We start from the raw sequence: 14734 nt of genomic DNA on the forward strand, positions 1-14734 counted from the left end.
AAAGGGCCATGCAGGCGGGCATCAGAAGCTGCCCGTATCGTTGTTGTTGACCACAACGAAGAACCTTGCCTCCTGGACCGCCGAGGCATTATCGAACCGATGGGGGAAGTGTGCCCTATAAAAGATCGAGTCCCCTTCGGACAGCTCGTAAGGTGTTTCCCCATGCCATAGGACGATGGCACCCGACATGATGTAGAGGGTTTCCTCGACCCCCTCCTTGTGCGGGGGAAAATAGCCCGAACTGCGGCCCGGCGGAAGGACATTCATCGCGAAATCCACCGTCCGGACCTCGCTGATCGGCGACAGCGACCAGCGCTCGAATCCCGTCTTGGGCACCCGGAACACCGGATGTTCGCTTTGCCGCATCACGATCACGTCACGCGGCGCGACACCGCCCACCAATTGGGAAATCGAGATGCCCAGGCCCTCGCAGATCTTGCCCAAGGTCGTCGCCGTCGGTGAGGAACGGCCCGTTTCGATCTTGGAAAGCATCGAGCGGCTGACCCCGCTCAATTGCGAAACGTCTCTCAGATTCAGCTTTCGGGATTGTCGCAGTTCCCGCAGTCTGCTGCCGATACCAGAGTGCATGATCTGGACTTGATCTATGAAACCAGCTGTGCCGTCAGCCGCTCGCAATGGGCGCGCAACGCAGCCGGCAGGCCCGCGGCGAGCTTGTCGAACCATTCGGCGTGGGAGGCCAGTTCGTGCTGCCAGGCCTGTGCGTCGATGGCGGTGATCCGGTCAAAGGCGTCCCGGCCGAAATCCAGGCCGTCCCAAGCGATGTCCTCGTAGCGGGGCGTGGTCCCCAGCAGGGTATCGCGCCCGCCCGCGTCGCCCTCGATGCGCTCGAGCATCCATTTCAGCACCCGCATGTTTTCGCCGAATCCAGGCCAGAGGAAACGCCCCTCGTCGTCGGTCTGGAACCAGTTGACGGCGAAAAACCGCGGCAGCGTGGCGCCCGCGGTCTGGAGCTTGTCCCCCAGGCGCAGCCAATGGGCAAAATAGTCGCTCATGTTGTAGCCGCAGAACGGCAGCATGGCGAAGGGATCGCGGCGCACCACGCCCTGGGCGCCCGCGGCGGCGGCCGTGGTCTGCGATCCCAGCGTCGCCGCCATGTACACGCCTTCGACCCAGTTGCGCGCCTCGGTGACCAGGGGCACCGTATCGGCGCGCCGCCCGCCCACCACGAAGGCGTCTATGGTCACGCCCTCGGGGTTGTCCCAATCAGGGTCGATGGCGGGGTTCTGTTGGGCCGACACGGTGAAGCGGGCATTGGGATGCGCCGCCTTGCGGCCGCAGTCCGGCGTCCAGTCCCGGCCCTGCCAGTCCAGGCAGTGGGCTGGCGCCGGACCCATGCCTTCCCACCAGACGTCGCCGTCGTCGGTCAGCGCCACGTTGGTGAACAGCACGTTCTCGCGCAGCGAGGCCATGCAGTTGTAGTTGGTCTTTTCATTGGTGCCCGGCGCGACGCCGAAATAGCCGGCCTCGGGATTGATGGCACGCAGCCGGCCGTCGGACCCTGGTTTGATCCAGGCGATGTCGTCGCCGATGGTAGTGACCTTCCAGCCCGGCAGCGAGGCCGGCGGAATCATCATGGCGAAGTTGGTCTTGCCGCAAGCCGAGGGGAAGGCCGCGGCCACGTGCATTTTCCGGCCCTGCGGCGAGGTCACGCCCAGAATCAGCATATGCTCGGCCAGCCAGCCCTCGTCCCGCCCCATGTTGGAGGCGATCCGCAGCGCGAAGCATTTCTTGCCCAGCAAGGCATTGCCGCCATAGCCCGAGCCGAACGACCAGATCTCGCGGGCCTCGGGGTAGTGGACGATGTACTTGGTTGGGTTGCATGGCCAGGGCACATCGGCCTCGCCGGGCTGCAGCGGTTTGCCCACGGAATGCACGCAGGGCACGAAATCGCCGTCCTCGCCCAGCACGTCGTAGACCTTGCGGCCCATGCGCGTCATGATGCGCATATTGGCCACCACATAGGGCGAATCGGTGAGTTCGACCCCGATGTGGGCGATCGGGGAACCCAGCGGCCCCATGGAAAACGGGATCACGTACAAGGTGCGACCCTGCATGCAGCCATCGAACAGGCCATGGAGGGTTTCCCGCATCTGGCCCGGCGGCGCCCAGTTGTTGGTGGGGCCGGCATCCTCCTGGCGTTCCGAGCAGATGAAGGTACGGTCCTCGACCCGGGCGACGTCATCGGGGTCGGACCAGGCCAGATAGGAATTGGGCCGCTTTTCCGGATTCAGCCGGCGCAGCGTGCCCGCGCGCACCAAGCCCGCGCACAATCGGTCGTATTCCTCTTGGGAGCCATCGCACCATTCGATGCGGTCGGGTCGGGTCAAGGCGGCGATTTCCCCGACCCAGGCCTGCAGGCGCCGGTGGCGCACCCACTCGGGCGCATCCACCCGCACTGACGATTTCGGATTGGCTGCGTTCATGAAATGCCTGGCCTCCTTGTTCTTGTTCCGGGTTCAATCCTGCTAGTGTCGTGCCTCGGAAATACGCAGCCATGATGAAATCGATGGATTCGTGTCCGGGGCAAGGCGCAAAGCGCAGCGATAGCCCGTGCTATCGCGAGCATTTGCAACGCCGCCCCGGGCGCGAAGACACGATTTCATGGATGCGTATTTCCGAGACACGGCACTAGTGTATGGCATCGAAACACCGTTTTGAACCATGGCCGATGGATGCATGGCCGCCGGCCACCCTTTTCGCTAATATAGGTCTGTAGGGTAGGAAAATCCGACTGAATCCACGAGACACAAGGGGGTTTCCATGCTAGGCCGTATCGCAATCCACCTGAGTGACGACGATGCCTGCGCTCGACGCGTCGACGCCGGCTTTCTGCTGGCCAAGGAACACGGCGCCGCGGTGATCGGCGTCTATCCGACCGAAGACTACATCGACCGCTACGGCAACGTCCTGCCACAGGACATCCGCAGCCACCTGCGCAAACAGCGCCAGGAACGCCGCGAAACCCTGCAAGCCCAGTTCGAGCAAAAGGCGCGCGCCGCCGGCGTCCAGGCCGACTGGCGTGAACCGCAGGGCGTGGCCGAGGAGTCCCTGGCCCTGCATGCGCGCTATTGCGACCTGCTGATCATGAGCAAGTCCCGGCACGACGACCAGGTCGCCCGCCTCATCCCCGATCTGCCCGAATCGGTCATCATGGCCGCGGGCCGACCGGTGCTCATGATACCGAATGCTGGGCCCATCGAATCCATTGGCACGCGCATACTGTATTGCTGGGACCAGCGCCGCGAGGCCGCCCGCGCGTTCGCCGATGCGGCGCCCTTCCTCGAACGCTGCAAAGAACTCGTCGTCCTCGAGGTGGACCGCGACCAGGACATGCTGCAGGTGCGCGACATCCAGGATGGCGACTTCAGTGATTACTGCGTCCGGCGCGGCTATCCCAAGCCACGGCACCGGATCACGGAAAGCGGCGACATCGGTGTCGGCCACGTCATCCTGAACGCCGCCAGCGACGCGGCCAGCGACCTGATCGTGATGGGCGCGTACGGCCACAGCCGCATGCGCCAATGGGTGATGGGCGGCGCCTCGCGCACGCTGCTGTCGTCCATGACGGTGCCGGTGCTGCTGACGCAGTGACCATCCGCCTGGCCCTGCGACACCGGGGCGACCACATGCCTGGACCTGCCGCGGACAGCGCGGCAGGGTGATTTCCTGGTACGATTTGCAGCTTTGCGACGACCACGGCGCAACGGCCCAATTGCCTGTTGCGACTTACCCAATCAATGGCCATGCTGCAAATTTTTCCAGACCAGAGCGCGATTGCCGAGCACGTCAGCAACATCCTGATCGACAAGATCCAAAGCAAGCCCGACGTGGTGCTGGGCCTGGCCACCGGCGGAACCATGGAGCCGATCTACGAACGGTTCGTGATCAAGGTGCGACGGCAAGGCGTCGACGTGTCCAAGCTGACGTCCTTCAACCTGGACGAGTACGTGGGTCTCGCGCCCGATCACCCCAAAAGCTATGCGGCCTACATGCGCAAGCATCTCTTTGGGCAACTGGGCTTTGACGAGTCGCGCCTGCACCTGCCCAATGGCCTGGCGCCAGACCTCGAACAACACAGCAAAGACTACGCCTTGCGGCTGCGCCAGACCGGCGGCGTGGAACTGCAACTGCTGGGGGTCGGCAGCAATGGGCATATCGGCTTCAATGAGCCCGGCACGCCCTTCGACAGCCAGTGCCACGTTGTGCGGCTGTCCGAGGACACCCGTCGGGACAACAGCCGATTTTTCGAAGGCAATGCCATCGTGCCCGCCCATGCCGTCACCCTGGGCATGGCGGACATCATGCAGGCGCGGGAAATCCTGCTGGTGGCGACAGGCGAGGCCAAGGCGCGGATTGTCGCCCACTGGTATCACAACGAGGTCACCGAGGCCGTGCCCTTCACCATTCTGAAGCGGCACCGCCGGGCCCGCATCCTGTTGGACGAGGCGGCCGCCAGCCTGCTGCCGGATCAAGCCCGGAAGACCTTGGCGGCGATGCCGGCGTAGCCGGCGTCAGGGTCGCCCGGTACGGGTGCTGCCGACGCAGTCAACCGTCCGTTCCGCTACTCGAATCGGCCCAGCGTGATTTTCAGGCCCGTGGTCTTGGTGGCGATGATCATGGGCTGCTGATCACCGACGTCGTCGTAGGCAAACCCATACGCCAGGCCGTTGGCGCTGTACTGGTGGAAGTGCTGCGCCCAGGCATTGCAGGCGGTGCCGGGCGGATAGTTGGTGCTCAGAGGCGGGGTATAGCTGGGCCCCGACTCGATATTCAGCTCGGTGGTGTTTTTGATGACGCCGCGGTTGAACCCGGCCAGTATGGCCTTGCCGGTATTTTTGAGGTCGCCCAGCAGATCGCCGGTCTGCGGCACGCCGACGCCCGTCATCGTGCCATCGCAATCCAGGACGTTCGCGGTCGTGAGGTCATCAAACGTGAACTGTGCCCCACCCGTTTTGACCTTGTCTTTATAGAAAGTCAGTGTCTTCGGGGTGCTGTGCGGATCGGCTTGCCCGTAATACGTCTTTTGCAGGGCATTGGACGGGCACGTCACGCTCAGCCAGTTGTCCTCCCAATACGCCAGCGCCGCGCTGATCTCCGCATCCAGATAGGTGCTGGTGCCGATGTCCGGGGTCTTGGACGGTGCCAGCGCCCGCAATTTCCCCTGCGTATTGGCCGTCGGTGGATAGGCGTCGGCATCCACGTCAGCCGTCGGGAATGCGACCGACGTATTGAACGGCGCATCCAGCAACGCCAGTGCGGCGAGGATCTCGGACCGCTTTTTGTTGAAAACGCCTTGCGGGCTGCCGTGGACATTGTCGCCGGTGGCCGCCGCGGACACCGGGAATCCGTATTGATCGACCTGCGTGGTGTTGATGTACAGCAGCCCGTTCACGTCGAACGAGAATTCCATCCAGTCGTAAAAGCAAAGCGATCCGATGCCGTCGGCCGCGACGACGGGCGTCGTATAGCCATCGACCGTTCCCGCCCCCTCGAAATCGGCGCCCACCCGGGGGGTGAACGGCAGCAGGGGCTTGCCCACCGAGATCCAGATGCGTCCGCTGAAGGCGGCCGCGCCACTGCCGTAACCCGGAATATTGGCATTGTTGAAACTGGCCAGGTCCGCGACCACGGTGACGTCCGAACGGCTCAATGGAATGCTGTAATTGGCCCAGGGCGTGGGATAGTTCTTGGTGTAGTTGACGCCATACAGGCCTGTTTCGATCTTCAAGCTGTCGGTGATCGTATTGTCCCGGGTCGACATTTCGACGGGACGCCCCATGGCCGAGTCGTAGCGATAGAACACCTGGCCCGGTATTTTGACCAGGCCGGTGATATAGGCATAGATCGGGATATTGGCGGGAATGCCGGTGGCATCGACACTGGCGTCGATCAGAAGTTTGTTGGCCACATCGCCCGGGCCGCCGCTGCCCAATCGCGGCGCCGCGGCGGCATCGCCGCCGGACCCGGAATCGTCCAGGCAACCGCCGAGAATGCTCACCATCCCTGCCGCGCCCAGACCCTTGAACACGGCCCGCCGCTTCCAGTTGACATCCGCCATGATGCCTCTCCTTGGATACACCCAATCTATGCCTGACCGTGAACGGCCTTGGCTGCGAGACTCCGGCGCTGATGCCCGGCGGAGGCCCCTCCAACTTTCGGGCACGCCCCCCGACTCAGGGGTGTCTTGTACGCCCAAAAATTTCAAGCTTTAATTATTCTTGTCAGTGTATTGCGGATCGAGACAGGATTTCCAGCTTTTTTTGCGCGGCCGGCGGGGATGTCTGAACGTATGGACTTGGTGGGCGGTACTGGGTTCGAACCAGTGACCCCTGCCGTGTGAAGGCAGTGCTCTACCACTGAGCTAACCGCCCAATCTGGGCTTGCCCTGAGGGTGCGGGACGGTCCGCGCGGGCAAACGACTGGGAAGGCCAGAATTGTACACGATCCGGGCCTGCGATGCAGGCGCAGGCCTATGCAGCGACTTCGCTGTCGACGGTGGCGCCCTGGGCGCGCCAGACGCAGGGCTTGCCCGCCGCCTTGTCCAGCGCATCCAGATAGGCTTCATGGGCTTGTGCGGTGGCCTCGTCGACCTCGATGACGGGGAGCTTCGAGACATCGAAGCCGCCGCCGACGAAGCCCGCCCCGCGTCCCTGGCCGGAGCCCTCGTCCTCGCCCTCCATAAGGAGGGAGTCCTGCCCGCGCGTCATGGCCAGCCAGACTTCGCCCAGCAGCTCGGAATCCAGCAGCGCGCCGTGCAAGGTGCGGTGGGCGTTCGAGATCCCGAAGCGCTCGCACAGGGCATCCAGGTTATTGCGCTTACCCGGGAACATCTCGCGCGCCACCAGCAGCGAGTCGGTGATCTTGCCGCACAGCTCGGTGAACGGCGGATGGCCTGCACGCGCCAGTTCCGCGTTCAGGAACTTGACGTCGAAAGCGGCGTTGTGAATGATGATCTCGGCACCGCGCACAAACTCGATCAATTGCTCGGCCAGCTCGGGAAACCGTGGGTGCCCCGACAGGAAATCCGTGGTCAGGCCATGCACCCGCAAGGCCTCGGGATCACTGTCGCGATCCGGATTCATGTACAGGTGCAGGTGGTGTTTGGTGACCTGGCGGTTCTGGATCTCGACACAGGCCAGTTCGACGATGCGGTGGCCTTGCTCGGGCTCCAGGCCGGTGGTTTCGGTATCGAGAATGATCTGTCGCATAATGTGTGAGGCGGCCGTCCGCCGGGCGGACGTGGATGGGATTTCAGCAGGTCGTGGCGCGGCTGCGCAGCAGATCCTGGACGCCGAGATTGGCCAGGGCATCGGCGCATTCGTTGCCGGGGTCGCCGGCATGGCCCCTGACCCACTTCCAGTGTAATGCATGCTGCCCGGCCAAGGCATCCAGCATCTGCCACAGGTCGGCGTTCTTGACGGGTTTCTTGTCGGCGGTGCGCCAGCCGCGGCGCTTCCAGTTGGGCAGCCACTCGGTCATGCCCTTCTGGACATAGGATGAATCCGTATGGATCGTGACGACGCAGGGGCGCTTGAGCGCGCGCAGGGCCTCGATCACCGCGAGGAGTTCCATGCGGTTGTTGGTGGTGTTCGCCTCGCCGCCATGCAGTTTTTTTTCATGGGCGCCCTGGCGCAGCAGCGCGCCCCAGCCGCCGGGTCCGGGGTTGCCCTTGCAGGCCCCGTCCGTCCATATCTGTACCACTGGATCAGCCATTGCAGTTGTTGTCCTTGATCTGATTGGCCACCGGCGCCACCGCGGCGCGGCGCACCCGGCGGCGCTTGCCCTTGCGCCATGCCGGGCCGACCAGGCGCGCACCGGCGACGCGCTTGACCGCCGAGATCGCATAGACAGCGCCGCACGCTGGCCACCAGCGGTCCCCCGCGTGCTCCATGAAACGCCAGCGCAGCAACCACTTCTGCGATTCGCACAAGGGCGCATAGCAGCCGAAACGCCCGCGGTCGGGCTCGAAGGATAACAGCTTGAACCAATCCTTGAGGCGCCCCGGCGACACCTGCGAGGGTACGGCCGCGGGCAAACGCAAGGCCAGGCCCGGCAGGGACTCGCGCGCCCCCCAGAGGCTGAAAGGGTTGAAGCCGGTGATCACCACATGGCCCTCGGGCACCAGCACGCGCTCGACCTCGCGCAGCAGCCGGTGCGGGTCGATGCTCCATTCCAGCGTGTGCGGCAGGACCAGCAGGTCGACGCTCTGGCTATCGATGGGCAACTGCTCGGGTTCGCAGATCAGACGCCCGCTGCGCGTGCCGTACGGCGCGGCCGGGCTATGGGCCCAGACCTTGTGCGGCATGCGGTTGGCCTGCAGCAGGTCCCAATGCGGCAGGCCGATTTGTATGGCATGATAGCCAAACACATTTGCCACCATGGCATCCACCTGCCGCTGTTCCCAGGCGCGTACATACAGCCCCGCGGGGGTTTCCAGCCATTCGGCCAGTTCGATCGGCATCGCGCGGTCCAGCGGCACATTGACTCCTAAATCCATGGAAAATCACGCCACGACCACCGGCGCGCCGGCCATCCTGACGCCCATCCCCGCCCTCTCGGACAACTATATCTGGATGGTACGAAAAAACGGCCATGCCATCATCATCGATCCCGGGGTGGCCGCCCCCGTCGAGGCGGCGCTGCCGCCCGGCGTGATCCTCGAGGCCATCCTGATCACCCATCACCACAATGACCATGTGGGCGGATTGCGTGCATTACACCAGCGAACCGGCGCGCGCGTCTACGGCCCGAGGAACGAAACCCTGCCCTATTGCGACGTGCGGCTCGGCGAGGGGGACCGGATCCACCTGCCCGGCTGCGGTCTGTCTTTCGAGGTGCTGGACGTCCCGGGACACACTGCCGGGCACATTGCCTACTTCGGCGAACTCGATCCGGGCCGGCCCGCCGTCTTCTGCGGCGACACCCTGTTTGCGGCCGGCTGCGGACGCCTTTTCGAGGGCACCCCTGCACAAATGGTCGATTCCTTGGGTAAACTTGGGACCTTGCCACCGCAAACCCTCGTGTGCTGCGCACACGAGTACACTGCGGCAAACATCCGCTGGGCCTTGCAGGTGGAACCCGACAACACGGCATTGCACGAACGCGAGCGCGAGGTCACGCGTCTACGGGGATTGGACCTGCCTACCGTGCCGTCGAGCATCGAGGCCGAATTGCGCACCAATCCGTTCATGCGGACGGACTGCGCGCAGGTCGGCGCGGCTGCCTCGGCCCATGCGGGCACGCGGCTGGACACACCGCAGGCGGTGTTCGCCTGTTTGCGCGAATGGAAGAACAACTTCAAATAAACCGGTCATGAGACTTCTGCGATTCTATCTCCTGCTGGTCCTCGTCGCCCTGGCTGGCTGTGCCACCCAGAACCCCTCATCGGACCGGCAGGCCTACGTCGCCGAGGATACCTCGCGCACCATCGATCTCACCCATCCGCCGCGCGACATGTGGGACCGGATCCGGCGCGGCTTCGCCATCCCCAACCTGCGCGGCGAGCGCGTGGACTACTGGACCGACTACTACGCGTCCCATCCGCAGTCGGTGCTGCTGATGAGCCAGCGCGCCGGAAAATACCTGTACTACATCGTCGACGAGCTCAACCGCCGCGGGCTGCCGACCGAGCTGGCGCTGCTGCCCTTTGTCGAGAGCGCCTACAACCCGACGGCGCTGTCGCGCTCCAAGGCCTCGGGCCTGTGGCAATTCATCCCCAGCACCGGCCAGTACTACAATCTGCAACAGGATTGGTGGCGCGACCAGCGTCGCGACCCCGTCGCCTCGACCCAGGCGGCGCTGGACTACCTCAGCTATCTGTACGACTTCCAGGGGGACTGGTACCTGGCCCTGGCTTCCTACAACTGGGGTGAGGGCGCGGTCAAGCGCGCGATGGCAAAGACCGAGCGCGCCGGCATCCAGCCGACCTACCTGACGCTGGACCTGCCCGACGAAACCCGCAACTACGTGCCCAAGCTGCAAGCCATCAAGAACATCATCGCGCGCCCCGCGAAATTCGGCATCACCCTCCCCCAGGTCAACAACACCCCCTACTTCACCACCGTCCACAAGGCCCGCGACATGGACATCGAGGTCGCCGCCGCCTTGGCCGAAATGCCCCTCGAGGACTTCAAGGCCCTGAATCCATCCTACAACCGGCCCATCATGCTGGCCTCCCACAGCCCGGCGCTGCACCTGCCGATGGACAAGGTGGCGGTCTTCAACAGCAATCTCGAGACCTACACCGGCCAGCTCAGTTCCTGGCAGATCTACCACCCCAAGCGCGGCCAGTCTCTGGCGGCGATCGCGAAATCCCACGGCGTGACCGTCAGCGCGCTGCGCGAGGCCAACGGGCTCAGCCGGAAGCGCACCGTCGCCAACGGCGACATCCTGCTCATACCCTCCTCCCGCGCCTCCGATGCCGAGCCAGCCCCGGGGATCCGCCTGGTGTCGTACACGCCGGGCGGCACCCGGGACACGGCGCCCCGGACCATACGGACCGTAGGCCCCCAGACCTCGAACGACGTGCGGGTCGTCAGCATCCCGCGGTCACAGGCGTCCACGCCGGACATGCGGCCCAAGGTCGTCGCCCGGACGCACACGGTGCGCCGCGGCGACACCCTGTACTCGCTCGCGCGGCGCTACAACACGTCGGTGGACGCGCTACGCAAACTCAACAACCTCAAGGGCAGCACCCTGTCCACCGGCGTGCGCCTGCGCGTGCCCGGCGCGGACGTCCGGGGCTGACCCCGCCCTTCCACCAAATAGGACTTTCAAGACATGGGCTTTCTGAATGGCAAACGCATCCTGATCACGGGCGTGATCTCGAACCGGTCCATCGCCTACGGCATTGCGCAGGCCTGCCGCGCACAGGGCGCCGAACTGGCCTTCACCTACGTGGGCGAGCGCTTCGAGGATCGCGTCAAGGAGTTCGCCCAGGAACTGGGCAGCACGATCGTCATTCCCTGCGACGTCGCCGAGGACGCCCAGATCGAGGCCACATTCGCCACCCTGGGCGAACACTGGGACGGCCTGGACGGGCTGGTGCATTCGATCGGCTTCGCCCCGCGCGATGCGCTGGCCGGCGACTTGCTCGACGGCATGAGCCGCGAGAACTACCGCATCGCGCACGACATCTCGGCCTACAGCTTCCCGGCCCTGGCCAAGGCGGCGCTGCCCCTGATGGAAGGCCGCAACGGCTCGGTGCTGACCATGACCTACCTGGGCGCCGAAAAGGCCATCCCGCACTACAACATGATGGGCCTGGCCAAGGCCTCGCTGGAGGCCAGCGTGCGCTACCTGGCCACGGCCCTGGGCAAGCGCGGCCTGCGCTCCAACGGCATTTCGGCCGGACCGATCAAGACCCTGGCCGCCAGCGGCATCAAGGACTTTTCGAACATGCTGAAGTACGTCGAGTCCCAGTCCCCCCTGGGCCGCAACGTCACCATCGAGGACGTGGGCAACGCCGCGGCCTTCCTGCTTTCGGACCTGGCCTCCGGCATCACCGGCGAGATCCTGCACGTGGACTGCGGATTCTCGAACACCGTGCCGGGCATGGATTGAACGCCGCGACCGGCCGCCTCGTTGCGGGACGGGGCCGCCGGCCTCCATACGACCCATGACCATCGGCATCCTGGCCGCCCTGCGCGAGGAGGCCGCCCACTTGCTCGAGGATCTCGAGCCAGGCGGTCGCCGCACGCAAATCGCCCTGCGCGACTATACCGCCGGCACGATCCACGGGCATGATTGCGTCATCGTGCTCGCACGCGTCGGCAAGGTCGCCGCGGCCACCACGGCCACTGCACTGATCGAGCGTTTCGGCGCCGACCGGCTGATCTTTACCGGTGTGGCCGGCGGGGTGGCGCCGGGCTTGCGGATCGGCGACATCGTGATCGCCGATGCCCTGGTCCAGCACGACCTGGATGCGCGGCCTTTTTTCCGCCGCCATGAAATCCCGCTGCTGGGCACCAGCCATTGCGCCACGGACGCCGGCCTCACCGACCGGCTCGAGGCAGCGGCGCGCGCCTTCCTGGACGGTCCCATGCGGCAACGGATCTCTCCGGAGGTCTGCGAACGCTTCGGCCTGGACCGTCCGCGCGTGCACCGCGGCCTGATCGCCAGCGGCGACCAGTTCATCGGCAGCGCCGCCGGGGTCGCCGCCCTGCGCGAGGCGCTGCCCGACGCGCTGGCCGTCGAAATGGAGGGCGCGGCCGTCGCCCAGGTCTGCCATGAATACGGCATCCCCTTCGCCGTCATGCGCACGGTATCCGACACCGCCGACGACCAGGCCCATCAGGACTTCCCCGCCTTCCTCGTCGAGGTCGCCAGCCATTACGCCCACGGCATCCTACAATGCCTGTTCCAGGCGGGCATCCCGCCCGCCGGCGCCATTGAGCGGCACGCCGGCACACCGCCGGATGCGCCGGGCGGATGGACACTCGCAACATGATTCGGGGAGGCTATTGATGACCAGGCACTACGACTACATCGCCATCGGCGCCGGCAGCGGCGGTATCGCCTCCGTCAACCGCGCCGCCATGCACGGCAAGACCTGCGCGCTGATCGAGGCTCAGGTCATTGGCGGCACCTGCGTGAACGTCGGCTGCGTCCCGAAAAAAGTCATGTGGCACGCCGCCCAGGTGGCCGATGTGATCCGCCATTACGGCCCCGACTATGGCTTTGACGCCCAGGCGGGCCCCGTCGACTGGACGCGCCTGGTCCGCAACCGCAGCGCCTACATCGATCGCATCCATGCCTCGTACCGGTCGGGCCTGGACAAGAACGGCGTCGACCTGATCGAAGGGTCCGCCCGCTTCATCGACGCCCACACCCTGGCGGTCGGCGACGACCGTTATACCGCCGACCACATCCTGATCGCCACCGGCGGCCGGCCCTCGCGCCCCGACATCCCGGGCGCAGAGCACGGCATCGACTCGGACGGCTTCTTTGCGCTGGACGCCCTGCCCCAGCGCGTCGCCGTCGTGGGCGCAGGCTATATCGGCGTCGAACTCGCAGGCGTCCTCAACGCCCTGGGATCGGACACGCACCTGTTCGTCCGCAAGGACACCCCCCTGCGTCGTTTCGATCCGCTACTGCGCGACACGCTGGTGGCAATCATGCAAACCGAAGGCCCGACGGTGCATCCCCATTCCGATGCCGAGTCCCTGGTCCGCAACGACGACGGCAGCCTGACCCTGCACTTCAAGAACGGCACCTGCCATGACACGGACTGCGTCATCTGGGCCACCGGCCGCGAGCCCGACACCTCGGCGCTCGGGCTGGAAGCGGCCGGTGTCGCGCTGGACGATCGCGGCCACGTCGCCGTGGATGCCTACCAGAACACCAATGTGCCAGGCATCTATGCGGTGGGCGACATCACCGGGCAACTGGAACTCACGCCCGTCGCGGTCGCGGCCGGCCGCCGCCTGTCGGAGCGCCTGTTCAACGACAAGCCCGACGAGCGCCTCGACTACGAAAACGTCCCCACCGTGATTTTCAGCCACCCGCCCATCGGCACGGTAGGCCTGACCGAACCTCAGGCTCGCGAACGCCATGGCGATGAGGCCGTCACGGTCTACCAGGCGTCGTTCGTCGCCATGTACACCGCGGTGACGCAACACCGCCAGCCCTGCCGCATGAAGCTCGTATGCGTCGGCCCCGAGGAAAAAATCGTCGGCATCCACGGCATCGGCCACGGCATGGACGAGATCCTGCAGGGATTCGCCGTGGCACTGAAGATGGGCGCCACCAAAAAGGATTTCGACGACACCGTGGCGATCCACCCCACGGCCGCCGAGGAATTCGTCACCATGCGCTGAGCATTCGGGCAATATCGGGATAGCTGACCGCCTCTTCGCCGAACGTGAACGTGCCCTGCTCCAGCACCTCGCGGCTGGCGCGCAGGAAGGCCCCCAGCGCCGCACGGCTGAGCGCGCTGCCCACGCTGATGCGCCGCACCCCCATCGCCGACAGCTCGGCCACGCTGAAAGCCATCCCGGGCGCGCCCATCAGCACATTGACCGGCCGGTCGACCGAGCGCACCACCGCCTCGATCTCGTCGCGCGTGCGCAGGCCCGGCGCATACAGCACGTCGGCGCCGGCCTCCTGGTAGGCCTGCAGGCGGCGGATCGTATCCCCCAGGTCGGGGCGCCCGTGCAGATAGTTTTCCGCGCGCGCCGTCAGAGTGAACGGGAACGGCAGGCCGCGCACAGCCTCGACCGCGGCCTGGACGCGCTCCACAGCCCGGGACAGGTCCTGGATCGGCGCATCCGCATCGTCCGAGGCATCCTCGATCGAGGCCCCCACCAGGCCGGTTTCGGCCGCCAGCCGATAGGTCTGCGCCACACCCTCGGGCGTATCGGCGAAACCGTTTTCCAGGTCGGCGCTGACGGGCAGGTCCGTGGCGCGAACCAGTTCGGCCACGTGCGCCAGCATGCGATCCCGCCCCACCCGCATGTCCGGCACACCCAGGGTGTAGGCGTAGCCGGCGCTGGTGGTGGCCAGCGCCTCGAACCCCATGTCGGCCAGCAGGCGGGCCGTGCCGACATCCCAGGGGTTGGGGATGACGAACGCCTGGTCTCGTTCATGCAAGGCGCGGAATGCGCGGGCTTTGTCCGCTTGAGAAATCATGAGTCGGCTCTGACGATGAATGATTCATGCAGTATAGGGCAGAGGCCGACGAACGACTGTCGGGGTTCCTGGCATGCCCTTCCCA

Annotated in this window: 14 protein-coding genes and 1 tRNA gene; 7 read left to right on the plus strand and 8 right to left on the minus strand. The window is 65.5% G+C overall.

All coding sequences use genetic code 11. The features are described from left to right. Positions 1–21 precede the first annotated feature (21 nt). Together OOZ48_RS06430 and OOZ48_RS06435 are read right to left on the minus strand one after the other, a co-directional pair. On the minus strand, positions 22–684 hold the full coding sequence (locus tag OOZ48_RS06430) for a helix-turn-helix domain-containing protein (RefSeq protein WP_332108257.1): 663 nt from the start codon (positions 682–684) through the stop codon (positions 22–24). Next, a complete protein-coding gene (locus OOZ48_RS06435) occupies positions 603–2444 on the minus strand; it encodes a phosphoenolpyruvate carboxykinase (GTP) (RefSeq protein ID WP_269496670.1) in 1842 nt (613 codons plus the stop codon). Before OOZ48_RS06435 ends, OOZ48_RS06430 begins: the two co-directional genes overlap by 82 nt. A 337-nt stretch (positions 2445–2781) precedes the next feature. On the opposite strand from OOZ48_RS06435, the gene OOZ48_RS06440 reads away from it, so the two are divergent. Next, a complete protein-coding gene (locus tag OOZ48_RS06440; RefSeq protein ID WP_269496671.1) occupies positions 2782–3612 on the plus strand; it encodes a universal stress protein in 831 nt (276 codons plus the stop codon). Positions 3613–3764: 152 nt separating this feature from the next. Continuing rightward, positions 3765–4526 carry a glucosamine-6-phosphate deaminase gene (locus tag OOZ48_RS06445; protein ID WP_269496672.1) on the plus strand — a complete coding sequence of 254 codons (762 nt, stop codon included), beginning with the start codon at positions 3765–3767 and terminating at the stop codon, positions 4524–4526. 56 nt (positions 4527–4582) lie between these two features. Here OOZ48_RS06445 and OOZ48_RS06450 read toward each other — a convergent pair whose 3' ends face one another. The 5 genes from OOZ48_RS06450 to OOZ48_RS06470 all read right to left on the minus strand — a co-directional run bounded on the left by OOZ48_RS06450 (position 4583) and on the right by OOZ48_RS06470 (position 8518). Further along, a complete protein-coding gene (locus OOZ48_RS06450) occupies positions 4583–6079 on the minus strand; it encodes a beta-1,3-glucanase family protein (RefSeq protein ID WP_269496673.1) in 1497 nt (498 codons plus the stop codon). A 238-nt stretch (positions 6080–6317) separates the two neighbouring features. Next, positions 6318–6392, minus strand: a tRNA-Val gene (locus tag OOZ48_RS06455). A gap of 99 nt (positions 6393–6491) precedes the next feature. Further along, a complete protein-coding gene (dnaQ, locus tag OOZ48_RS06460) occupies positions 6492–7229 on the minus strand; it encodes a DNA polymerase III subunit epsilon (RefSeq protein WP_269496674.1) in 738 nt (245 codons plus the stop codon). Positions 7230–7272: 43 nt separating this feature from the next. Beyond that, on the minus strand, positions 7273–7734 hold the full coding sequence (gene rnhA / locus OOZ48_RS06465; protein ID WP_269496675.1) for a ribonuclease HI: 462 nt from the start codon (positions 7732–7734) through the stop codon (positions 7273–7275). After that, the gene (locus OOZ48_RS06470) at positions 7727–8518 is read right to left on the minus strand and encodes a class I SAM-dependent methyltransferase (protein WP_269496676.1); all 792 of its coding nucleotides are present in this window, start codon (positions 8516–8518) and stop codon (positions 7727–7729) included. The genes rnhA and OOZ48_RS06470 overlap by 8 nt, the downstream gene beginning before the upstream one ends. Here OOZ48_RS06470 and gloB point away from each other — a divergent pair. Genes gloB through gorA form a run of 5 tightly spaced genes read left to right on the plus strand, consistent with a single transcriptional unit; the run spans position 8517 to position 13838 of the window. After that, positions 8517–9326: a hydroxyacylglutathione hydrolase gene (gene gloB / locus OOZ48_RS06475; protein WP_269496677.1), complete on the plus strand. Its 810-nt coding sequence runs from the start codon at positions 8517–8519 to the stop codon at positions 9324–9326. The genes OOZ48_RS06470 and gloB overlap by 2 nt on opposite strands. A 7-nt stretch (positions 9327–9333) precedes the next feature. Continuing rightward, positions 9334–10767: a transglycosylase SLT domain-containing protein gene (locus OOZ48_RS06480; protein WP_269496678.1), complete on the plus strand. Its 1434-nt coding sequence runs from the start codon at positions 9334–9336 to the stop codon at positions 10765–10767. Between the two features lie 33 nt (positions 10768–10800). Beyond that, positions 10801–11583 carry an enoyl-ACP reductase FabI gene (fabI, locus tag OOZ48_RS06485; protein WP_269496679.1) on the plus strand — a complete coding sequence of 261 codons (783 nt, stop codon included), beginning with the start codon at positions 10801–10803 and terminating at the stop codon, positions 11581–11583. A 55-nt stretch (positions 11584–11638) separates the two neighbouring features. Continuing rightward, on the plus strand, positions 11639–12469 hold the full coding sequence (locus tag OOZ48_RS06490; protein WP_269496680.1) for a 5'-methylthioadenosine/adenosylhomocysteine nucleosidase: 831 nt from the start codon (positions 11639–11641) through the stop codon (positions 12467–12469). Positions 12470–12485: 16 nt separating this feature from the next. After that, entirely contained in the window at positions 12486–13838 is a 1353-nt protein-coding gene (gorA, locus tag OOZ48_RS06495; protein WP_269496681.1) for a glutathione-disulfide reductase, read from the plus strand. Here gorA and OOZ48_RS06500 read toward each other — a convergent pair. Continuing rightward, positions 13825–14649: an isocitrate lyase/PEP mutase family protein gene (locus OOZ48_RS06500; RefSeq protein ID WP_269496682.1), complete on the minus strand. Its 825-nt coding sequence runs from the start codon at positions 14647–14649 to the stop codon at positions 13825–13827. The two genes, gorA and OOZ48_RS06500, sit on opposite strands and share 14 nt — an antisense overlap. Between the last annotated feature and the right edge of the window lie 85 nt (positions 14650–14734).

Origin of the sequence: Castellaniella sp. S9, from assembly GCF_027257175.1 — a bacterium.
Taxonomy (GTDB): domain Bacteria; phylum Pseudomonadota; class Gammaproteobacteria; order Burkholderiales; family Burkholderiaceae_B; genus Castellaniella.

Coding starts and splice junctions, on each gene's coding strand:
- OOZ48_RS06430 (WP_332108257.1), bottom strand. CDS start 684: ATGGTTCGACAAGCTCGCCGCGGGCCTGCCGGCTGCGTTGCGCGCCCA.
- OOZ48_RS06435 (WP_269496670.1), bottom strand. CDS start 2,444: ATGAACGCAGCCAATCCGAAATCGTCAGTGCGGGTGGATGCGCCCGAG.
- OOZ48_RS06440 (WP_269496671.1), top strand. CDS start 2,782: ATGCTAGGCCGTATCGCAATCCACCTGAGTGACGACGATGCCTGCGCT.
- OOZ48_RS06445 (WP_269496672.1), top strand. CDS start 3,765: ATGCTGCAAATTTTTCCAGACCAGAGCGCGATTGCCGAGCACGTCAGC.
- OOZ48_RS06450 (WP_269496673.1), bottom strand. CDS start 6,079: ATGGCGGATGTCAACTGGAAGCGGCGGGCCGTGTTCAAGGGTCTGGGC.
- dnaQ (WP_269496674.1), bottom strand. CDS start 7,229: ATGCGACAGATCATTCTCGATACCGAAACCACCGGCCTGGAGCCCGAG.
- rnhA (WP_269496675.1), bottom strand. CDS start 7,734: ATGGCTGATCCAGTGGTACAGATATGGACGGACGGGGCCTGCAAGGGC.
- gloB (WP_269496677.1), top strand. CDS start 8,517: ATGGAAAATCACGCCACGACCACCGGCGCGCCGGCCATCCTGACGCCC.
- OOZ48_RS06470 (WP_269496676.1), bottom strand. CDS start 8,518: ATGGATTTAGGAGTCAATGTGCCGCTGGACCGCGCGATGCCGATCGAA.
- OOZ48_RS06480 (WP_269496678.1), top strand. CDS start 9,334: ATGAGACTTCTGCGATTCTATCTCCTGCTGGTCCTCGTCGCCCTGGCT.
- fabI (WP_269496679.1), top strand. CDS start 10,801: ATGGGCTTTCTGAATGGCAAACGCATCCTGATCACGGGCGTGATCTCG.
- OOZ48_RS06490 (WP_269496680.1), top strand. CDS start 11,639: ATGACCATCGGCATCCTGGCCGCCCTGCGCGAGGAGGCCGCCCACTTG.
- gorA (WP_269496681.1), top strand. CDS start 12,486: ATGACCAGGCACTACGACTACATCGCCATCGGCGCCGGCAGCGGCGGT.
- OOZ48_RS06500 (WP_269496682.1), bottom strand. CDS start 14,649: ATGATTTCTCAAGCGGACAAAGCCCGCGCATTCCGCGCCTTGCATGAA.